At 61.8% G+C, this 19682-nt stretch carries 18 protein-coding genes; 15 read left to right on the top strand and 3 right to left on the bottom strand.

Annotated elements, in window-relative coordinates; translation table 11 throughout:
- Positions 1-29 precede the first annotated feature (29 nt).
- Positions 30-2528, top strand: coding sequence for an FtsK/SpoIIIE family DNA translocase (locus BKG76_RS23380; protein ID WP_070940139.1), 2499 nt, complete (start codon positions 30-32; stop codon positions 2526-2528).
- Here the strand turns inward: BKG76_RS23380 and BKG76_RS23375 are convergent.
- A complete protein-coding gene (locus BKG76_RS23375) occupies positions 2525-3181 on the bottom strand; it encodes a carboxymuconolactone decarboxylase family protein (protein ID WP_070940258.1) in 657 nt (218 codons plus the stop codon). The genes BKG76_RS23380 and BKG76_RS23375 overlap by 4 nt on opposite strands.
- A gap of 41 nt (positions 3182-3222) precedes the next feature.
- Complete coding sequence (locus tag BKG76_RS23370) at positions 3223-3768, bottom strand: amino-acid N-acetyltransferase (protein WP_109420991.1); 546 nt, start codon at positions 3766-3768, stop codon at positions 3223-3225.
- A 42-nt stretch (positions 3769-3810) separates the two neighbouring features.
- Between BKG76_RS23370 and pgsA the strand changes: the two genes are divergently transcribed.
- Positions 3811-4410: a CDP-diacylglycerol--glycerol-3-phosphate 3-phosphatidyltransferase gene (pgsA, locus tag BKG76_RS23365; RefSeq protein ID WP_109420990.1), complete on the top strand. Its 600-nt coding sequence runs from the start codon at positions 3811-3813 to the stop codon at positions 4408-4410.
- A 7-nt stretch (positions 4411-4417) separates the two neighbouring features.
- Here the strand turns inward: pgsA and BKG76_RS23360 are convergent, their stop codons facing one another.
- Positions 4418-5656 (bottom strand): FAD-dependent monooxygenase, encoded by a 1239-nt coding sequence (locus BKG76_RS23360; RefSeq protein WP_083338213.1) that lies wholly within the window; start codon positions 5654-5656, stop codon positions 4418-4420.
- Positions 5657-5961: 305 nt separating this feature from the next.
- Between BKG76_RS23360 and pabB the strand changes: the two genes are divergently transcribed.
- The 13 genes from pabB (at position 5962) to BKG76_RS23295 (ending at position 19660) form a co-directional block, all read left to right on the top strand.
- Positions 5962-8028, top strand: a complete 2067-nt coding sequence (gene pabB / locus BKG76_RS23355) for an aminodeoxychorismate synthase component I (protein WP_070940256.1) — start codon at positions 5962-5964, stop codon at positions 8026-8028.
- The gene (locus BKG76_RS23350; RefSeq protein WP_083338212.1) at positions 8025-8954 is read left to right on the top strand and encodes a prephenate dehydrogenase/arogenate dehydrogenase family protein; all 930 of its coding nucleotides are present in this window, start codon (positions 8025-8027) and stop codon (positions 8952-8954) included. Before pabB ends, BKG76_RS23350 begins: the two co-directional genes overlap by 4 nt.
- Complete coding sequence (locus BKG76_RS23345) at positions 8947-9264, top strand: chorismate mutase family protein (RefSeq protein ID WP_070940136.1); 318 nt, start codon at positions 8947-8949, stop codon at positions 9262-9264. The genes BKG76_RS23350 and BKG76_RS23345 overlap by 8 nt, the downstream gene beginning before the upstream one ends.
- Positions 9265-9629: 365 nt before the next feature.
- Complete coding sequence (locus BKG76_RS23340; RefSeq protein ID WP_070940135.1) at positions 9630-10133, top strand: phosphopantetheine-binding protein; 504 nt, start codon at positions 9630-9632, stop codon at positions 10131-10133.
- 26 nt (positions 10134-10159) lie between these two features.
- The gene (locus BKG76_RS23335; protein ID WP_070940134.1) at positions 10160-11473 is read left to right on the top strand and encodes a beta-ketoacyl-[acyl-carrier-protein] synthase family protein; all 1314 of its coding nucleotides are present in this window, start codon (positions 10160-10162) and stop codon (positions 11471-11473) included.
- 6 nt (positions 11474-11479) lie between these two features.
- A complete protein-coding gene (locus BKG76_RS23330; RefSeq protein ID WP_070940133.1) occupies positions 11480-12622 on the top strand; it encodes a beta-ketoacyl synthase N-terminal-like domain-containing protein in 1143 nt (380 codons plus the stop codon).
- Complete coding sequence (locus BKG76_RS23325) at positions 12619-13908, top strand: beta-ketoacyl-[acyl-carrier-protein] synthase family protein (RefSeq protein ID WP_070940132.1); 1290 nt, start codon at positions 12619-12621, stop codon at positions 13906-13908. Before BKG76_RS23330 ends, BKG76_RS23325 begins: the two co-directional genes overlap by 4 nt.
- Before the next feature lie 22 nt (positions 13909-13930).
- A complete protein-coding gene (locus tag BKG76_RS23320; protein WP_070940131.1) occupies positions 13931-15196 on the top strand; it encodes a beta-ketoacyl synthase N-terminal-like domain-containing protein in 1266 nt (421 codons plus the stop codon).
- A 39-nt stretch (positions 15197-15235) separates the two neighbouring features.
- Complete coding sequence (locus tag BKG76_RS23315) at positions 15236-16006, top strand: SDR family NAD(P)-dependent oxidoreductase (protein ID WP_070940130.1); 771 nt, start codon at positions 15236-15238, stop codon at positions 16004-16006.
- A gap of 97 nt (positions 16007-16103) precedes the next feature.
- Positions 16104-16853: a thioesterase II family protein gene (locus tag BKG76_RS23310; RefSeq protein WP_070940129.1), complete on the top strand. Its 750-nt coding sequence runs from the start codon at positions 16104-16106 to the stop codon at positions 16851-16853.
- Between the two features lie 60 nt (positions 16854-16913).
- A complete protein-coding gene (locus BKG76_RS23305; protein WP_070940128.1) occupies positions 16914-17855 on the top strand; it encodes an ACP S-malonyltransferase in 942 nt (313 codons plus the stop codon).
- Positions 17856-17912: 57 nt separating this feature from the next.
- Positions 17913-19202: a phthiocerol/phthiodiolone dimycocerosyl transferase family protein gene (locus tag BKG76_RS24680; RefSeq protein ID WP_083338211.1), complete on the top strand. Its 1290-nt coding sequence runs from the start codon at positions 17913-17915 to the stop codon at positions 19200-19202.
- Entirely contained in the window at positions 19202-19660 is a 459-nt protein-coding gene (locus tag BKG76_RS23295) for an MmpS family transport accessory protein (protein ID WP_070940127.1), read from the top strand. Before BKG76_RS24680 ends, BKG76_RS23295 begins: the two co-directional genes overlap by 1 nt.
- Positions 19661-19682: the final 22 nt, after the last annotated feature.

Here is a 19682-nt window from a genome sequence, read left to right as displayed (position 1 = left end):
ATGTGACTGTTGCGACTAGGCTGTCGCATATGGCGAGTAAGACTGTCAGCCGTTCACGCGGCCGGAGCACCAAGTCGGGCCCTCGGCCGCGCAACACCGCGCCGACCCGTCGTCCGGCTCCGCGCCGCCGTCCGCAGCGTCGTAACCAGCACTGGACGTCACCGCTGGTGGCGCTAGGGCGCGGGGCGCGTGCGGGGTGGCATGCGTGCGCCCATGGCGTCGGGTCGTTGTTCCGATCGGTGGGCCGTGCCCACGACATCGAGCATGGCCATCGGCGCGACGGTATCGCCCTGGCGTTGCTGGGCGTGGCGTTCGTGGTGGGCGCGAGTTCATGGTTCCATGCCGCCAAGCCGGTCGGCGGCTGGATCGACAACGCCTTCCGTGTGGTCGTCGGTTCCGGCGTCGCGCTGGTTCCGATCATCGCGCTGGTCATCGCGGTGTTCCTGATGCGTACCGAGCCGAACCCGGAGGAGCGTCCGCGCCTGCTGCTGGGCTTCGCCATGGTCGCGCTGCCGATCCTGGGCCTGTGGCACCTGTTTGCGGGCTCCCCGGATTCTGCCGAGGGGCGCTCGGACGCGGGTGGATTCGTCGGATTCGTCATTGGTGGACCGCTTGCGCAGGGCCTCACCCCATGGATCGCCGCGCCACTGCTCGTGATGGCGATCGTGTTCGGGGTGCTGCTGTTGACGGGCACCACGATTCGCGACATCCCCGAGACCCTTCGGAACATGTTCTCGCCCAGGGACTATGACGAATGGGACGAGGAATGGGACGACGAGGACTACGAGGACCATGAGGGCGTCGAGCCCGAGGCCGACTACGAGGCGACGCGCGAATTCACGCGCGGTGCGACCCCGATGGACAACTACCCGCTTGAGGACGAGGCCGCCGCGGCGCCCGAGCCACCTGCCCCGCCCGCGCCCAAACCCGCGCCGGTGGTCAAGCCGACCAAGAAGCCCAAGCCGAAACAGCAGATGCCCGTTGTTGATCGGGTAATCGAAGGTCCGTACACCCTGCCGTCGCTGGACCTGCTCATCGCGGGAGATCCACCGAAGGAGAGCAGCGCGGCCAATGACGACATGATCGCCGCGATCACCGGGGTGCTCGAGCAGTTCAAGGTCGATGCCGCGGTCACCGGATTCAACCGGGGACCCACCGTCACCCGCTACGAGGTCGAACTGGGTCCCGGTGTCAAGGTGGAGAAGATCACCGCGCTGCAACGCAATATCGCCTATGCGGTGGCCACCGACAGCGTGCGGCTACTCGCCCCGATCCCGGGCAAGTCGGCGGTCGGTATCGAGGTGCCCAATACCGATCGGGAGATGGTGCGTCTGGCCGATGTGCTGACCGCGCCGGAAACACGCCGTGATCATCATCCGCTGGTGATCGGGCTCGGCAAGGACATCGAAGGCGACTTCATCTCCGCGAACTTGGCCAAGATGCCGCACCTGCTGGTCGCGGGCTCTACTGGTTCGGGTAAGTCGAGCTTCGTCAACTCGATGCTGGTCTCGCTGCTGGCACGGGCCACCCCCGAGGAGGTCAGGATGATCCTGATCGACCCGAAGATGGTGGAACTGACGCCCTACGAAGGCATTCCGCACCTGATCACGCCGATCATCACCTCGCCCAAGAAAGCGGCGGCGGCACTGGCCTGGCTGGTCGAGGAGATGGAACAGCGCTACCAGGACATGCAGGCGAGTCGCGTTCGGCACATCAACGACTTCAACGCGAAGGTGCGTTCCGGCGAGATCACCACACCGCTGGGCAGCCAGCGTGAGTACCGGCCGTACCCGTTCATTCTCGCGGTCGTCGACGAGCTCGCCGACCTGATGATGACGGCGCCCCGCGATGTCGAGGACGCCATCGTGCGCATCACGCAGAAGGCCCGCGCCGCGGGTATCCACCTGGTGCTGGCGACCCAGCGTCCGTCGGTGGATGTCGTCACCGGCCTCATCAAGACGAATGTGCCGTCGCGCCTTGCCTTTGCGACCTCATCGCTGACCGACAGTCGCGTCATCCTGGACCAGCCCGGTGCCGAGAAGCTCATCGGTATGGGCGACGGATTGTTCCTGCCTATGGGGGCAGGGCGGCCCATCCGTATGCAGGGTGCGTTCATCACCGACGAAGAGATCTCGGCCGTCGTCAACGCCGCCAAGGAACAGGCCGAGCCCGACTACACCGAGGGCGTCACCAACGCCAAGGTCGGTGGGGGCCCCGGCAAGGACGACGTCGATCCCGATATCGGTGACGATATGGACGCCTTCCTTCAGGCCGTCGAACTCGTGGTGTCGAGCCAGTTCGGCTCGACCTCCATGCTGCAGCGCAAGCTGCGGGTCGGTTTCGCCAAGGCGGGCCGCCTCATGGACCTGATGGAGACACGCGGAATCGTCGGCCCCAGTGAGGGATCCAAGGCCCGCGAGGTGATGGTCAAGCCCGAGGATCTCGGCAGCGTGATGGCGTCCATCCGCGGCGGCGGGGGATCCGACGATGAGGACGAAGACGACGGCGGAGTCCCCGAGGACTTCTAGGCGTTCTCGTCGCGCCGCAAGGCGATGGCGTCACCCACGTCGAAGGATGTGAATCCCTCGGGTGCGGCGATCTCCACGATCGGCTCGTCGCGGTTGTCCCACTCCAGACGCAGCGCGGTGCTCATCACCGCATGCATTTCGTACATCGCCGTGATGTAGGTCAGCTCGAGGATCTCCTCGTCGGAGAGGCCGGCCTTGAGCGCGGCGAACACCCCGTCGGGCACGCGGCCGCCATCGAGCACCAGGCAGTCGGTGTACGCCAGCACCGCGCGCTGCATGGGGCTGAAGCAATCGGCGGTGCTCCACGACGGGATCGCGGCGATCATGTCCTCGGTTATGCCGACGATGCGGCACGACTTGCAGTGCTGGGAGAAGACGAACTGGCTGCGCCGCGCCCAACCTGCCCTGGTCTGCGCGAGTTCACGCAGCACCGGGTCGAGTTTGCGATCAGGGCTGCGGTAGAACGCGAAACCCTGAACAGAGTGCTTCAGCGCATCGGGTACGAGTGCGAAAACCGTCCACCAGTCACCCGGCGTGCCCGTGGTCGTTCCCGGATCGGTGACCGGGTCGCGGTCGCCGAAGATCTGGTCGTACATGCGATGGACAAGTCGATCGTCGGTTTCGGCTCGGGAAACTTGGCGCAGTCGTGGCATGCCCTCGATCATGGACGATCGCCGCGCTGAGCAGACCGCGATTAGAGATGTACGAGCATCCGGGTATTGCCCAAGGTGTTCGGCTTCACGTAGCTCAGGTCGAGGAACTCGGCCACGCCGGTGTCGTAGGACCGGCACATTTCCTCGTAGACCTCGGCCGTCACCGGTGTGCCGTCGATTTCACCGAAACCGTGCTTCGCGAAGAAGTCGACCTCGAAGGTCAGCACGAAAACCCTCTTGAGTTCCAGCTCTCTGGCCACCTCCAGTAGGCGGCTGACCAGCGCGTGTCCGACGCCGGAACCCTTGAGACGGGGATGCACCGCGATGGTGCGCACCTCGCCGAGGTCCGACCACAGCACGTGCAAGGCGCCACAGCCGACGATCTCCCCATCGAGATCGGCTACCCAGAATTCCTGGACCGCCTCGTACAGCGTCACCAGGTTCTTCTCCAGCAGAATGCGCCCGGCGTAGACATCGACGAGTGCCTTGATGGCGGGGACATCGGAGGTACGGGCACGACGAACAGTCACCGCGGGGGCGGTGTGCCCCGGATTCCCTGAGATGCCGGATGTGCCTTCAGCGCTCATGCGTGAACAGTAGCCAGCTCCAGAACAGATAGGGTGTTTGACGTGCCGATGCCACCGGAAACCCAGCCCGATTCCGCGGCCTCGGCTGCGCCGGTGCCGGTGCTGAACATCGCCAACGTCCTGACGGTGCTGCGCATCCTGCTGGTGCCGGTGTTCATCGTCGTCCTGTTCACCGAGGGTGGGCACCAATCTTCCTGGCGCATTGCCGCTTTCGGCGTATTCGCGCTGGCCATCGCCACTGACCGATACGACGGCGTGCTGGCTCGCCGCTACGACCTGGTGACCCCGTTCGGCCAGCTGGCCGACCCGATCGCCGACAAGGCCCTCATCGGCGCGGCGCTGGTGGGCCTGAGCGTGCTCGGAGATCTGCCGTGGTGGGTCACCGCGGTCATCCTGGTGCGTGAGATCGGTATCACCGTGCTGCGTCTGTCGGTGCTCCGCAGCGGCGTGATCCCCGCGAACCGGGGTGGCAAGCTCAAGACCATGGTGCAGTCGTTGGCGATCGCCGGCTATCTGCTGCCGTTGACGGGGTACTGGCATACCGGTGCCGTGGTGCTGATGGGACTGGCCGTGGTGCTCACCGTCCTCACCGGCGCCGACTATCTGGTGCAGGCGCTGCGTCCGCGGCCGAAAACCGCATGACCAGAGGCTAGATTCCCGCGGCGATGTCCTGATCCTTGAGGCGAGCCACCTTGCTTCCGCGGGTCAACGACGTGAGTAGCGCCCGGGTGAACGGTGTGTGGACGAGCCAGGCCACCACACGCCGCAGGAGTAGTTCCGTGCGGTTCTCGGGTGTGAAGAAGAAGCGCTGTGTGAGCCCGTAGCTTTGATATGCGTCGATGAACGGCCGCAGCGAACGTTCCCATTCGGCAAGTGCCGTGTTCAGGTCGTTGGCGTAGCGCTGCACCATGGTGCCCAGTAGGTCGGGGCCAGCCAGCGCCGATGACACCCCGAGGCCCGAATACATCGTTTCGCACCAGGCGGCGTCACCGACCAGCACCACGCGATCGTTGTGCCAGCGGTCCATATGGACCTGCTCGACAGAGTCGAAGAGGTACTCATCGGTGCCGTCAAAGGCATCGAGCACTTCACCCAGGATCGGACCGTAGGGCGTCGATCCGAACACCTTGCGCAGCCGTACCGCGGGGGGTTCGGTGAACTCCGCGTCGACGTCGTCTGTCCGGTACGAGAGCTGCGCGGTGGGCATGCGGCCGCGCATCGGGTAGATGATGAGGGAGCGCCCCGATTCCACCAACCAGGCACCGTCTTCGGTCGCCAAATCGCTGAGCTTTCGGGGCATTTCGAATGTCGCGACAATGTGGTTGAGACGCCGCAAGTACTTCTCGTCCGGCCCGAATGCGAGCCTGCGCACCGTGGAGCGCAATCCGTCCGCGCCCACTACGAGGTCGAATTCCTCGGTGTAGACGGTGGTGTTGGCAGAATCAGCACTGTTGGACAGCGTTACCGAGACGCCATCGGTGTGCTGGTCGATCTTCATGGGCATGGTGGAGTAGCGGATCTCCATGCCCTCGGGAAGTGTCTGAAACGCCGCGGCTTCCACATCGCCCCGCAGCACCATCCAGGCCTCACCCGGCAGGTCGATGAAGTTCATGCCGACCCGCCGGCCGCCGTCCCGATCGAATTCGTAGGAAGTCCCGGTCGGGCGCCGGTCACGCAGATGCGGCGAAATGCCGAGCCGTGCCGCGGCCGATCTACCCGAACCGAAGACGATGACGAAATTGCCGCCGGTTCGGCGCGCCGGAGCACGTTCCACAATGATGGGCGTCCACCCGATCTGGCTGAGACGAATCGCCGTGGCCATTCCGCTGATTCCCAACCCGACGATGAGGACGCGCCTATCTTTTCCCGACATCTCAGCACATGACATGGTTAATTCCTGCCAAGGTCAAGTTCGAATGCGGGAGCGAAGGCTCGTGATGGCTTGGTGTGCACCGCATGGTGCATCATGCCTGACCTATGTCGATTCGGTCTAGCTATTCGAAAGACATATTGAGTGCGGCATGGGTGGTGCGAATGCCTGCCGCACGGGATTGCCGTGGGGTAGCGTGCAACAACCGGTTCGATAGCGCCAATGAAATTGACATACAAGAGTACCCACATCAGGGGTCGGGGTTAAGTCGTTGTCCAATGGTCGGAGTACGTGCGGCCGTGCCGACCTGTGAGGTCTACGCGATGAGAACACTGCTCATTGATAACTATGACTCGTTCACCTACAACCTGTATCAACTCATAGGCGAGGTTTGTGGTCGGCCGCCCACGGTGGTGCGCAATGACGTGCAGTGGACGCAATTGATGCTCGACGAGTACGACGCGATCGTCATATCCCCGGGACCCGGACGGCCGGACCGCCCGCGCGACTTCGGTATCAGTGCTCGGGCAATCACCGAAAGCGGGCTTCCCACGTTGGGGGTCTGCCTCGGTCATCAAGGTATCGCGCAGCTGTTCGGTGGAGCGGTCCGTCACGCTCCGGAGCCCATGCATGGACGCTCATCGAAGGTGCGACACAAAGGTATTGACCTGTTCAAAGGTCTTCCCTCGCCGATGTCGGTGATTCGGTATCACTCCCTGATCGTGGAGGACACACCCACCGATCTCGAGGAGATCGCGTGGACCGATGAGGGCTTGCTGATGGCTGTGCGCCATCGAACCGCACCCATCTGGGGGGTGCAGTTTCACCCCGAGTCCATCGGGACCGAGTGTGGTGCCGAGCTCATGACCAACTTCCGCGATCTGGCGCTGAAATCGACGCGGCCTAGTCGGCCCGAGCCGCCCATACGGCGATCTGCAGTGGTGAAGTCTCGAGTTCTCGCGAATTTCCCCGACGTAGTTGCCATCTATCAAAAATGTTTTGCCAAATCGCCCATGTCTTTCTGGTTGGACAGCAGTGCGGCCATCGAAGGTGTGTCGCGTTATTCGATCCTGGGCAGCGGTGAGGGCCCGCTGGCCGAGTTTGTTTCCTACCGGGTATTGGAACAGAAAGTTCGAGTGATGACATCGGACGGTCGGCAGGAAATGGTCCCAGGATCCATTTTCGACTACCTCGACCAAGAGTTGAACGCCCGATTCGCGGAAAAGCCCGATGATCTGCCATTCAACTTCAATCTCGGCTACGTTGGCTTTCTCGGTTACGAGCTGAAGGCGGATCTGCTCGGAGCGAATGCGCATACATCTCGGACGGTGGATGCGGCAATGCTTTTCGTGGACCGCGCAGTGGTTATCGACCACGAGCTCAAGAACTGTTATGTGCTTGCCCTGGCCGCTGACGATAACGATCAGTCCGCCGAGTTGTGGATGGATGCCATCGCGCAATGCGTTGAGTCTCTGACCGATTCTGACCCGGCACCGGGGGAGCCGCCGACGTTGGTGCCCGCACCCGATGTGTTTGAGCGGCAAGGTTTTTTACGCCCCCGGCACGATATGAGTGCGTATCTACAGCGCATCAAGGAATCCCTTCACCAGATACGTGAGGGGGAGTCCTATCAGATCTGCTTGACCAACCAGGTCGAAGTCGCCGCGGAAATCGACGTGCTGGATACCTATCTACGACTTCGGGACGCCAGCCCGGTGCCGTATGGGGCGTTGTTGCAGTTTCCGGGGGTCGCGGTGCTCAGCGGATCACCCGAACGATTCCTGACGATAGGCCCCGATCGAATCGTCGAGTCCAAGCCGATCAAGGGAACCCGGCCCAGGGGACTCACGGAGGCAGAAGACGAGCATCTCAGGTTGGAACTGATGCACAGCGAGAAGGATCGTGCGGAGAACCTCATGATCGTCGACCTGGTGCGCAATGACCTCAACACGGTGTGTGAGGTGGGCTCGGTACATGTACCGGACATGATGTACGTCGAGTCCTACTCCTCAGTGCATCAATTGATTTCGACCATTCGGGGGACTCTGCGCAACGAGGTGAGTGCCGTCGACTGTGTCCGGGCGGCCTTTCCCGGCGGGTCCATGACCGGCGCGCCCAAGCTGCGTGCGATGGAGTTGATCGACAAACTCGAAGACGGAGCGCGAGGTGTGTATTCCGGTGCCCTCGGCTGGTTTTCGCTTGGCGGCGCCGCCGACCTCAGCATCGTCATACGGACACTGGTTGTTGCCGACCGCGCGGTCACGTTTGGGGTGGGAGGCGCCATCGTCGCGCTATCCGACCCCCGGCGCGAGTACGAAGAAACCCTGGTGAAATCGCGCGCGATCCTCACCGCACTGGCGGGTGTCGAGACGGGTGAGCGGCAATCGTGAACTCCCTCGAGAACGTGATCGTCGTCGGTGGTGCCGGTGCCGTGGGGACCATGTTCATCGATCTGCTGACAGCGGCAGGTCTGCGGACGACGTTGGTGGACCTGCCCGGCATAGCGCACAGTGCACCGGATCGCGGCTCATATGACGTGATCGAAGGGGACGTGTTGCAGGCGGGTCCACCGCTACGGGCCGCACTGGCCGATGCGGATGTGGTGCTACTGGCACTGCCCGAAGATGTTGCGTGTGCTGCTATTCCGGTCTTGGTACCGATGCTGAAACCGGGTGCTCTGCTTGCCGACACTGCGTCGGTGAAAACCAACCTGGCGGCAACCTGGACCTCTATCGAGGCCGATGTCGAAGCGGTGAGTCTCAACCCGATGTTCGCGCCGTCGCTGGGAGTGCGGGGACGCCCGATCGCGGCAGTGATGCTGCGTGACGGGCCGAAAGCGCAGGCGTTGGTGACGATGATGCAGAACTGGGGGGCAGATGTTGTCGTCATGGACGCCGACGAGCATGACGAGGCGACGGCCTCCATGCAGGTACTGACACATGCCAGCATCCTCGGGTTCGGGCTCGCCTTACGCGAGATTGGCACTGACCCTGCGCAGTTGGCAAGCATCGCGCCGCCTCCATTTCACGCGATGCTCGCGTTGTTGGCTCGTATTGCCGGCGGCACCAGCGAGGTCTACTGGGATATCCAGGACGCGAACCCGAACGCGCCGGCCGCGCGCGAGGCATTGGCGGCCGGAGTGCGGAAATTGAATGATTCTGTTGCACAAGGAGAACAGAGTTTCGCGCAGATGTTCGCGGAGATCGCGGACTATGCGGGGTCGACGTTGGCCGGACATCGTGAGCATTGTCAGGTGATGTTCGAGGCGCTCGGGGTGAACGAGCAGCGAATCAGCGAAGGGGTAAGCAATGACTGAACAACTCACTCCGGGCATCGATTCGGCCGCTCGGCTCCAACTGTTGCGCGATGAGCTCGACAAGATCGACGAGCAGTTCCTCGATGCTCTTCGCCGCCGAATCGAATGCTGTGTACGGATCGGCGAGTACAAGGCCGAATCCGGCGTGCCGGTCGTGCAGCCGAAGCGGATCACCGTCGTCAAGGAACGTGCCGCCCGATATGGCGAGCAACACGGTATCGATCAGGGCTTTCTCGACAGGCTCTACGACCTGATCATCGGTGAGACATGTCGGGTGGAGTCCGTGGTCATTGGACTGCCGGTCGATTAAGGGGTTCAGGCGAAGGTGACACCGGCCAATTCCTCGGAAACCTGCCAGCACCGCGACGCGTTCAGATTGCTGTGCAACGATTTCCGCGCGGTGTCGGGTACCCGGAGGGCCTTTCCGCGTGCCTTCCCCGTGATCGTGGGTTACAGCATCACTGGCGCCAGTCCCATCGTGCCTGGACTCTCAACCTAGAGATGACAGATTTCGTCTAGCAGTTGCGAAGCCCATCTCCCAGTCTTATCGTTTCTGGTATCAGGTTCACGGCGAGTGATCGCCAAGTGCCAACGTTGTCACCTGATCGAAGTTCGAATCTATCGCCAACCGCCAGAGTCATTTCCGGCTCGGCTGGGGCGAACCAGACGGCATAGATGAAAGGCACTCTGATACCCATGAGCAATCTGCTTAGCTACGACCAGGTTCACACCATTGTGCGTGAGGAATTGGCCGAGGTGCTCGGCATCGAGACCGAGGAAGTCACGACGGCGCCGATGGCTGACCAGGGCGTAGAGTCGCTCGACATCGTCGAACTCCGGCGCAATCTGGAATCGAAGTTCCGCGTTACCTTCCCGCGCAGCAATGTTCTCAGCGCTCTCGCCGATGAGCTTGGAGGTAAGGACCGCGTGTACGACGCGGAAGGTCGGATCACCAAACTGGCTGAAGATGCGTTGTATCAATCGGCGTTCGGCTACACGGCTGACGACTTCCAGGCCGGTGCTTGGCCGCACGAGGTTTCGGGGGCGACAACGACCGCGCATTGGGCGTCCATGGCGCATCGCCTCCTCAACCCTTCGGCTGGTCCGGTCACTGGCGATGAACTTCTGGTCGCCGATGTGCGGGAAGCACTTACTCAGGCCAACTCGGCTGTCGCATAGCGTCTTTAGCTAAAGCATCCTCACAGATGGAGCTACAGAAACAGTCACCTGATGACGACGATATAGTCATCACAGGGATTGGACTTGTCGCGGGTACGGTTACCGATCCCGAGGAGCTATTTTGGCAGTTGAATGACGGTGCCTCCTTCATCCGGCAACACCAAGGGCATCGCGATGCCGAGTTGCCCGCGTCGGCTTCTGGGCATGTGGATGAGGAAACCGTGCGCAAGCTGGCGAGCGCCTTGCCGGAGCAGGCGGCTCGGGTTGGTGCGGCTGGCGTGCTCGGATGGCATGCGGCAGTAGAGGCTTGGAAGCGCAGTGGCCTGCCCAACCTTGCGGGCAGCGACCGGGTCGGTGTGTTTGCCGCGTGCAACAAGCTCGCGTTCGCGCCGGACGCACTCGCGGATCTGTCTCGGCTCTATGACCGGCAAGCCGGCACGTTCGACCTCGACGCCTACCTGGACCATCTCGAGGCCGTATCGGATCTTCCGGATGATCTTCTGCAGTTTCTTCCGGATACAATGACCGCCTCTCTGGCCGAGTATTTTGGCCTTGGTGGGCCGCTGGTGACTCATGCGGAGGCGTGCGCTGCGGGCGGTGTGGCGATCGGCAGCGGCTACCGGCATATTCGCTCAGGCGAATTGGATGTGGCGCTGGTCGGCGGTGCCGAGCGACTGACTACCTACAGTATCGTCACGGCTTTCGCCGCGCTCGGCGCGCTCGCTCCCACCGGTGACAAACCAAGCGCCGAGATAAGCAGGCCATTCGACAAGGGGCGCAACGGTTTCGTCATCGCGGACGGCGCCGCATTCCTTGTGCTGGAACGACGCTCACATGCCGAAGCGCGTGGTGCACAGGCGCTGGCGAGAGTCGCCGGCTACATGGGCAGTGCTGAAGCGGTAAGGATAACCTCAAGCGAGCGGGACGGTGCGACATACGCGGAATGTATGCGTGCCGCGATCGCTGATGCCGGTCTGAGTCCGTCAGACATACATCATGTGAACGCGCACGGGACGGGCACGCAAGCCAACGACGAGTGCGAAGCTGCGGCCCTGCACTTGGTGTTCGGTGCCGACGCGGCCTCAATTCCGTTGACCAGCACCAAGTCCTCGCTCGGTCATGGTTTTGCGGCAAGTGGCGCCATCGAAGCCGTGCTGTCTGCGATGAGCCTGCGGGAACAGGTTATTCCGCCCACGCTGAATTTCAGTGAACCGGATGATGTCACGAAGGGGCTCGATGTAGTGACCAAGGCCCGGCACCACGAATTCGACACCGTGCTCTCCAACTCCTTCGGCTTTGGCGGCATGAACTGCACACTAATCCTGGCAAAGGAAGCGTGACACTCGATGAATCAACGCTTGGCGGTAGGACTGTGTAATCCAGGCTTGTATTCCGCAACCGGGCTTGGCGTGGAGACCGTATGGGAAGCACTGCGAGTTGGAAAAAAGAGCACTGTCCCAAACGAATTCATGTTCGGATCGTGGTCCGAACTTCCTGAAGTCTTCGCAGTTCCCGATCCAGATGCATCGACGCTTGGCATCCACCGAAAAGCACTGCGCACGACCGTGAAACAAACTCGCTTGGCGATGTATGGGGCCCAACTGGCGCTGAAGGGCATCTCAGATGTTGGCCGCCCTGAATGGGGCGCCTATCTCGGACTGCCCATGGTTCTCAGTCCGCTACTGCCGCAGTGTGATACGCCCAACCTTGGCGAGGTGGCGCAAGATCCCGAAAAGATCGCCGAGCTGTATCTTCGAGATATTCCACCGTTCTTCGCGCTGACAGATTCGAACAATACGGTGGCTGGCCATATCGCAATCCTGTTTGGGTTGACCGGTCCTACATCGGTGTATTCGCCCTTCTCCGACGCAGGCATGCAGGCGCTGATCGAAGGCGCACTCGCAGTTGCCGAAGGCGACTGTGAAACCGCGTTGGTCGGCGCGGTAAGCCCGTCCATATCCCCGTGGTTGGCACTGCAATACGACGATCTGGACTGGAACGGAGCGATCCCCGGCGAAGCGGCGGCATTCTTCAGCGTCGGACAGTCCAGCGATGTTGTACTCACGGGCTACAGCCGCGGGTTCGCTACCAGCCAGACTCGCCCCGAGGTACTCGCGGATACACTACGAAATGCGTTGCGCGTGGCCGAAATATCGGTTGAGGACGTGGGCTGGATCCTGGCCGATAGCCCATGGACTGACGAGGTAGCCCACGCTCAACATGTCGCGATCAGTAGCGTGTTCAACGACCAGGCACCGGTGTTCTCCGCCGAGCAGGCTATCGGAGTAACCGGGCCCGCTCAGCCCTTGGTGCACGTGTTGTTGGCCCGGCATGGACTGCTGCGCGGGCTACGGCTGCTCCCGGTGAACGGAAACGGCGACGATGCCGTGGCCGAAGAATCACTGTCAAACAATCAGGCGGTTGTGGTGCTCAGTTGCGGTGTCCAAGGACAGGTTTGCGCTGTCGTAGTGGAAAAGGTAGCGCGATGAGCGATGTGAACCAGCCCCGACACGGCAATCGTGTACTGGTGACGGGCCTTGGTGTCGTCTGTGGCCTCGGCATGAACTGGCAGTCCATGTGGGACGGATTGGTAAACGGGCGTTCGGCAATACAGGCATGGTCGCCGCCCGATGTTCCGAACTTTCCCGTTGGCTACGCGGCACCGGTAGACGACCAAGCGTTCACCGCGTTGTTTCCCGATTTCGGTGCGCCGATGGAGAAGCGCACCCGGTTCGGCCTCGCCGCCGCGCAGCAAGCACTGGAGGACGCCGGTGTGACGAACGCCGCGGCACTGGGCCGTGTCGGTGTCTCGATCGCCTCGGAAATGCCAGAACGTGAATCGGGTGAGTTGTTGAGTGCGTACGTCGATGGCGTCGTGGACTGGAAACGCGTATACGAACAACAGATCGGCCTTGACCGGTCGCACGCGCCGTTGGCCACCGGCGATGCCCTGGCGACCGAAATCGCCACGCGCTCTGGCCTAGCTGGTCCCACGCTGAACCTCAATACGGCGTGCGCCGGAGCAACACACGCACTCGGGCACGGCTTCCGGATGATCCGGCGCGGGGAAACGGATGCCGTGATCGCCGGGGGAGCGGTTAGCCCACTGAACCTGCCGATAATGACGAGTCTGTACCTGCTCGGCGCCCCATCAACATCAAAACTCTATGGCGACAGACTATGTCGGGCGTTCGACCGCGACCGCAGTGGGATGGTCACCGCCGAGGGGGCAGCAATGGTGCTCTTGGAGAGCGAGTCGTCGGCGTTGGCGCGCGGTGCGCACGTGTACGGCGAGGTCGCGGGATTTGGCAGCTCGCTGGACGCATATCAGGTCACCGCACCGCATCCGCAAGGAGGCGGGTCGGTTCTGGCGATGCAGCGTGCCCTCGCCGATGCTGGAGTCGCTCCGTCCGAGGTGGGTTATGTCAGTGCGCACGGTACATCCACCCCGCTGAGTGACGCGGCCGAGACAGCGGCGATCAAGGAAGTGTTCCGGACTGGTGAGCATTACCGCTCACTCATGGTCAGCTCTATCAAGACGATGCTGGGCCACATGCTCGCCGCGGCGGGCGCCCAACAGCTGATATCGACGGTGCTGTCGTTGCGCGACGGGATCATTCCGCCGACGCTCAACCTGGAGAACCCCGACCCGGCTTGTGACCTTGACTATGTGCCTGGTCAGGCCCGCAAGGCCGATATCGAGGTGGCAATCAACAACTCGCTCGGGTTCGGTGGGCTCAACGCTGCTCTGGTGGTACGCCGTTATGACAACTGAACATTCAGATCGATCAATAGTCGTGACGGGAACCGGCGTGGTGCTGCCCACGGGTCGTCACATCACGCCCTTGTGGGACGCCTGGACTGACGGAAAACCGGCTATTTCGCCGTACCGCGATCCGCTGGTCTCCACGCGCCGGATCACGCATTTCGGCCATATACCGGCCGAGGTCGTGGAGCAAAGCCGTGAAGCAGTTCCACACAGACAGCGGAAATACGGCACCCCATACACCTTCAACGCGGTATTGGCAGCTCAAGATGCGATCACCGAGGCGGGACCTGGCTGGGCGACCATCGACGACCATCGACGCGGACTCTTTGTCGCACAAGACAATTCCACTACGCCTAGCATCGGAACCTTCGCTCGAGGACTAGCACAGCTGGGTGAGGGGCGCGAAATCGATTTCGGCGCATTGACAAACGAGCTGCTCATGAACGGAGGGCTTGATCCGTTTACCATCATCCATGCCCTTAACAACAACACGCTCGCGCTGGTAAGCATCGTCCATGAACTCCGCGGGGATTGCGCAGCGCTGGTCCAGGGCGAATCCGCGGCGGTCACCGCACTGCAACGTGCCACGTTCAGTCTGCGTAACGGGCATTGCGATATCGCGCTGGTAGTGGGTGCGGGCAGCTACAACGAACCACTCACGCTGGCCGGGCATTACCGCCTGGGCCATCTCAGCAAAGACGCTGGCGGCGACGGCCAGCTGCGGAGTTTCGATAGTACACAGGACGGAACGATCCTGAGCGAGGGCGCGGTAGCGCTGGTGTTGGAACGCTCACGAGACGCGGCGGCGCGCGGTGCCACACCGCTGGTCCAATTACGTGACACGGTTGTCGTTTCGGGCAGCCGCGGCGCCGGGCCCGCGCACATCGCTCACCGTTACGACGACATGCTGCACCAGAACGGAATTGGGACAGAGCAACTCGGCGCGGTGCTGGCCGACGGCAAGGCGGCCCCCGGCTACGACACCGCCGAGATCGAACTGCTCACCACCTTGTTCAAGGGCAGTGGCATACCCGTATCGACCGTTCGGCCGATAACCGGCACACCAGGCGCGGCCGGCCCGCTGGTCGATCTGGCACTCGCTGGGAAAATTTTCAGCGAAAATACTCTGCCGGCAATCGCCCATCTCGGGGATCCACTGTCTGATCAGCTGGAGTTCGTACAGGGCGGACCCCGAGAGCAGCGGATCGACTCAGTTCTGGGCACCTACACCAACTTCAACGGAATCTCCAGTGCGGTACTGGCCAAACGTCCAGACGCAGCGGGCGCGGCCTGAACATCAGGACCACTTGAGCATCACAAACCAGGGAGAAACGTGTCTTTGAGCGGCAAAGAGTTTGAAGGTCAGGTTGCGCTTGTCACCGGGGCCTCACGCGGAATCGGACGTTCCATCGCATTGGCGCTTGCCGAACATGGGGCGGATATCGCAGTGCACTACGGAAATTCGAAATCGGCCGCAGAAGAGGTCGCCGAAAAAATATCCGCATTGGGTAGACAGGTCCTCCTCTGTCAGGGCGACATAGCCGATCCGGCAGTGCCCGAGCTACTAGCGGATACCGTGCACGCCGAATTCGGCCGGATCGATGTCCTCGTGAACAACGCGGGCACCCACGGAGCCGGCCTGCTCCTTGACATCGCCCCGGACTATCTCGAGGAGACGGTGGCCACCAACCTCCTTGGCCCCATCCGGATGACGAGAGCTGTCGTCGCACACATGCTGGGCCAGCGATACGGACGAATCATCAATATTTCCTCCGTGGCCGCCGACAAGCCCGATAGCGGCCAATCTACTTATGCCGCAACCAAAGGTGGCTTGGAGTCGTTTACCAAAGCCATAGCCGTCGAGTTCGCGTCGCGAAACATCATCTCGAACGCGGTGGCGCCAGGCGTTATCTACACCGACATGGCGGAGATTACGCGTACTCATGTTCCCGCCACCTTCGAACGCTTGAAGGCCCAGATACTGGCCAAAGACTTCGCAAAGCCGGAAATAGTCGCCGATGCTGTCCTGTATCTCGCGAGCCGCCAGAACACCTACATCACGGGCGAGGTTCTCCATATCGACGGCGGGTACAAGATGAAATAGCGCTCAAAGGCGAAGAGCGCGAACGCAACAGAATTTCTCACACAGCATCCGCCGGGTTTCATCACAGACGGACGCCTCGACAGATCAAGGAGGACAGGTGCGCAGGACCGATGAGTTGTTGCCTGGCAATCCTTGGCTGCGCAGGCTCCGCGACGGGAGCGGTGCGACGCGGGTGATCTGTTTCCCCCATGCAGGCGGTTCCGCCAGTTACTTCAGGCGATTGGCAAAGATGCTGCCCGTCGACACCGAAGTGCTCGCCGTGCAATATCCGGGGCGGGGAAATAGGTTGCGCGAGAAGCCGATAGAGTCAGTTCCCCTGCTCGCAGAAGGCATCGCAGCGGCCCTACCCGCTAGCGATAAGCACGACGTACTGTTCGGTCACAGCCTCGGTGGCCACATCGCGTTCGAGGTTGCGCAGAGGCTGCCCGTTCGCAAACTTGTGGTGTCCGGCATCGTGGCACCGTCCAAGGTGGTCGATCTCGGTTACCGGCTACTCAACGAAGCCGAAGGAATCGAACGGATAGCGGCTTTGGGTGGCCTGCCACCCGAAATCCTCAACGACCCCTCGGCCCTTAGCGCTCTTTTACCGGTGCTGCGAAGCGATTTCACTGCCGGCGAGACATACACCCCACCGCCCGACGCGACCGTCGCGTGCGATATCACCGCGCTCATCGGTGACAACGACGTCTTGGCCCCACAGGAGCGGGTGAGTTCGTGGCGCGAACACACACGTGGCAATTTCGATCTGCGGATATTCCGCGGCGGCGGGCACTTCTACTTGGAAGACCACATCGACGAAGTAAGCGCCTGTCTCATCCAGGCGTTCAACGTCAGCCCAATCATCTAGGCGACTATGCAAAAAGCTTCTGCCGCAGAATTTCTGACCCCACTGGGAAAGCGAGGAAATGTGTACAACTACATCGTCACGTCCCCCGGGCAGGGTGTGCAGAAGCCGGGCATGCTCGATCCTTGGCTAGCCCTGCCCACTGCGCGCGATCGCATCGCTCTCTGGTCTGACGGGGTCAAGTTCGACCTGGTGACCGCCAGCAGAGATGAGAACTCTTTACGTGATACCGCCGTCGCTCAGCCCGTCATCATCGCGGCGGCCCTGCTGTCGCTGAGCCTGCTGCGTGAGAAAGTCGACATCTCCGGAGACGGCGCACTATTCGCCGGCCACTCGGTGGGCGAGCTCGCCGCTGGGGTTGGGGCGGGCTATCTGACTGAGGAGGCCGCGCTGACGTTGGCCGGCGTGCGGGGCGGTGCGATGTCGTCGGCATGCGCCCTCGCCGCTACTGGTATGGCCGCGGTGATGCCGACGAAAAAGGGCGGCGCGTCAGATGACGAGATCGTGGCCAAGACGCATGAACATGGCCTCTCGACCGCCAACCGTAATGGCTGCAACCAGTTCGTCGTCGCCGGATCCCTCGACGCTGTCGAGCAATTTGCTGATGCGCCACCCGAGGGCATGCGTGTCATGAAACTGGATGTGGCGGGCGCCTTTCACACGTCGGCGATGGATTCCGCGATATCCGCGTTTGCGGAAGCAGTGAACAGCTGTCCGGTTTCGGCACCGTCATCTCCCATGATCGGCAATAGCGACGGGGCGATCATCGCAGGTCCCGTGGACTTCAAAAAGCGGTTGATCGCCCAGATCAACTCGGTGGTCCGTTGGGACCTCTGCGCTGCCGCGATCGCCGAGGCAGGAACCGCCGACACCCTGTTCATCGAACTAGCACCAAGCGGACCGTTGACCCGTCTGGCGGAACGTTTGGACGCAAAATTTCAGACTGTCGCCATCCGCGAGCCGGGGGACGTGGAGTTGCTCACCGGCGAGTTCGCCATTGATTAGCCACGTTCCGTGCGAACACTATGCGTAACAGGGTGAATAGCCGAGAAAGGAGGCAACGTGACAGACACGCGACCGCATCAGGGCACGGTGGACGCGCCTGGTGAGCCAATTCGTCCACTTAGCCGCCTGGAGACATACTTCACTTTTGGGTTTGGTCATTTCGGCGGGCAGTCAATGCTTATCTCGGGGGATCTAAATATCGAGGCGCTGAATGACACTTGTATTGAGATGCAGCTCCGCCACGAATCCCTGCGAAGCATCATCCGTAAGAATGATCAAGTCCCCGAGTTTGTGGCGACGCACCAACCGCCCAAATCGATCCGCGTATTCGAGGGAGAAGACCTTGGGACCCGGTCCACTGGGCGTGAGGCCGTATTCGATCAGACGCAGCAGCTTTTCTACGTCGATCTGCTTCTCGGGGACGGCCAGGCCCGCGTAACGTTCTTCGTCCACCACTCAATCGCGGACGGCCGCCACGGATCTGCGATCCTCATCGAGTTTTGGAGCCTTTACGTTCAGCGCGTCGAGGAAGGGCAGTTCCCGCCGATCCTCACCCAAAAATTCCCACAGTCGGGGGAGTACTTCCTGAACCGCACTCAGTATCCGGGCGCGGATCCGAGCGTGAAGGCGGATGAAGTATTGCGTGTGCCGCTGTGGGATGAGGCCGCGCTTGCCCAGAAACTCCCGCCCCCTCGGGAGCCCGCGCTCGCCAAACAGATGACGTTGGAAAAACTCGGCAGAGCAAGCCTCGCCCGCCTCGGCAATATCGAAAGCATCTCGATCAACGCGCTTGTATCCGCAGCGCTGATTCGTGCGCATGTCCGCGCTGGCGACCCAGTCCCACTGTATTTCTATCCGGTAGATCTTCGTGACTGTGTGACGCCTCCGGTTGCCCCCACCGAAGCGACCAATTTGCTCTCCAACGCATGGTTCGGCGATGTTGAGATCGGGCCGGACCTCGTCACACTCGCCAGAAAGATACATGTCCAATTCGACAGGGACTTAGCGGACGGCACAATTCACCGAACGCGTGTTAGAAATGAGCCAACGAAGCTTCTCGCTGATAAGTCTTTTGGTGGCGCAATTCATGCCACCCAGCTAGGTCGAATTCGTGTTCCCCGCCTACCGGGGAATCTGGTCGTGGACGACATCACGTCCAGTCATGCATCGGCATTGGGGCCAGCTATTTATACGTTCTTGTACGGTCGGGAAGTTTCGGTGTACACGATTGACTCGCTGAATCAACGACTGCGGGTGGGTTTCCTAGCCGGAAGTTACGAAAAGAGCGATGAGCTTCTCGTGCACATCGAAGACGAACTGACCGCGGCGATAGACGCTCGCGTCTGATGGCGTTCCCTCGAGGGCTCAGTGCGTTCGGGCGCAATGTTGTCCGGCGCGGCTGGTTGGTCGTGGTGATAGCGGTCGTGGCCTCGCTCGCATTCGTATCCGTCGCGAAGGTGCGTGAACTATCTGCCCCGTCGGGGCCGGTGGTGAGTCCGAAGGGCGCACCGAAGCTCCCGTCGTTCGCTCCTAAGCATGTGGTCTACATGGTGTTCGGGGAATCCGCGGGCACAGGGACGCTCACTTACCTCGACGTCGACAGCAGACCACACCGTGTCGACTTCACGACGTTGCCTTGGACGCACGAAGAAGTCACGACGCGTACATCGATGTTGGCCAATCTCATGGCCCAGTCAACGGGAGATGAACTCGGTTGCAGGATCATCGTCAACGGCGAGGTTCGCGACGAACAGGTCCAGAGTCGCGAGCAGGGATCGGTCGCATGCAAGGTGAAGTCGGCATGACCACCGCACGAGACGACGTGGC

The organism is Mycobacteroides franklinii (assembly GCF_001853795.1).
GTDB classification, from domain to species: domain Bacteria; phylum Actinomycetota; class Actinomycetes; order Mycobacteriales; family Mycobacteriaceae; genus Mycobacterium; species Mycobacterium franklinii.
The sequence above is the reverse complement of the archived record's forward strand: the minus strand, read 5'-3'. Positions and strand labels throughout refer to the sequence as shown.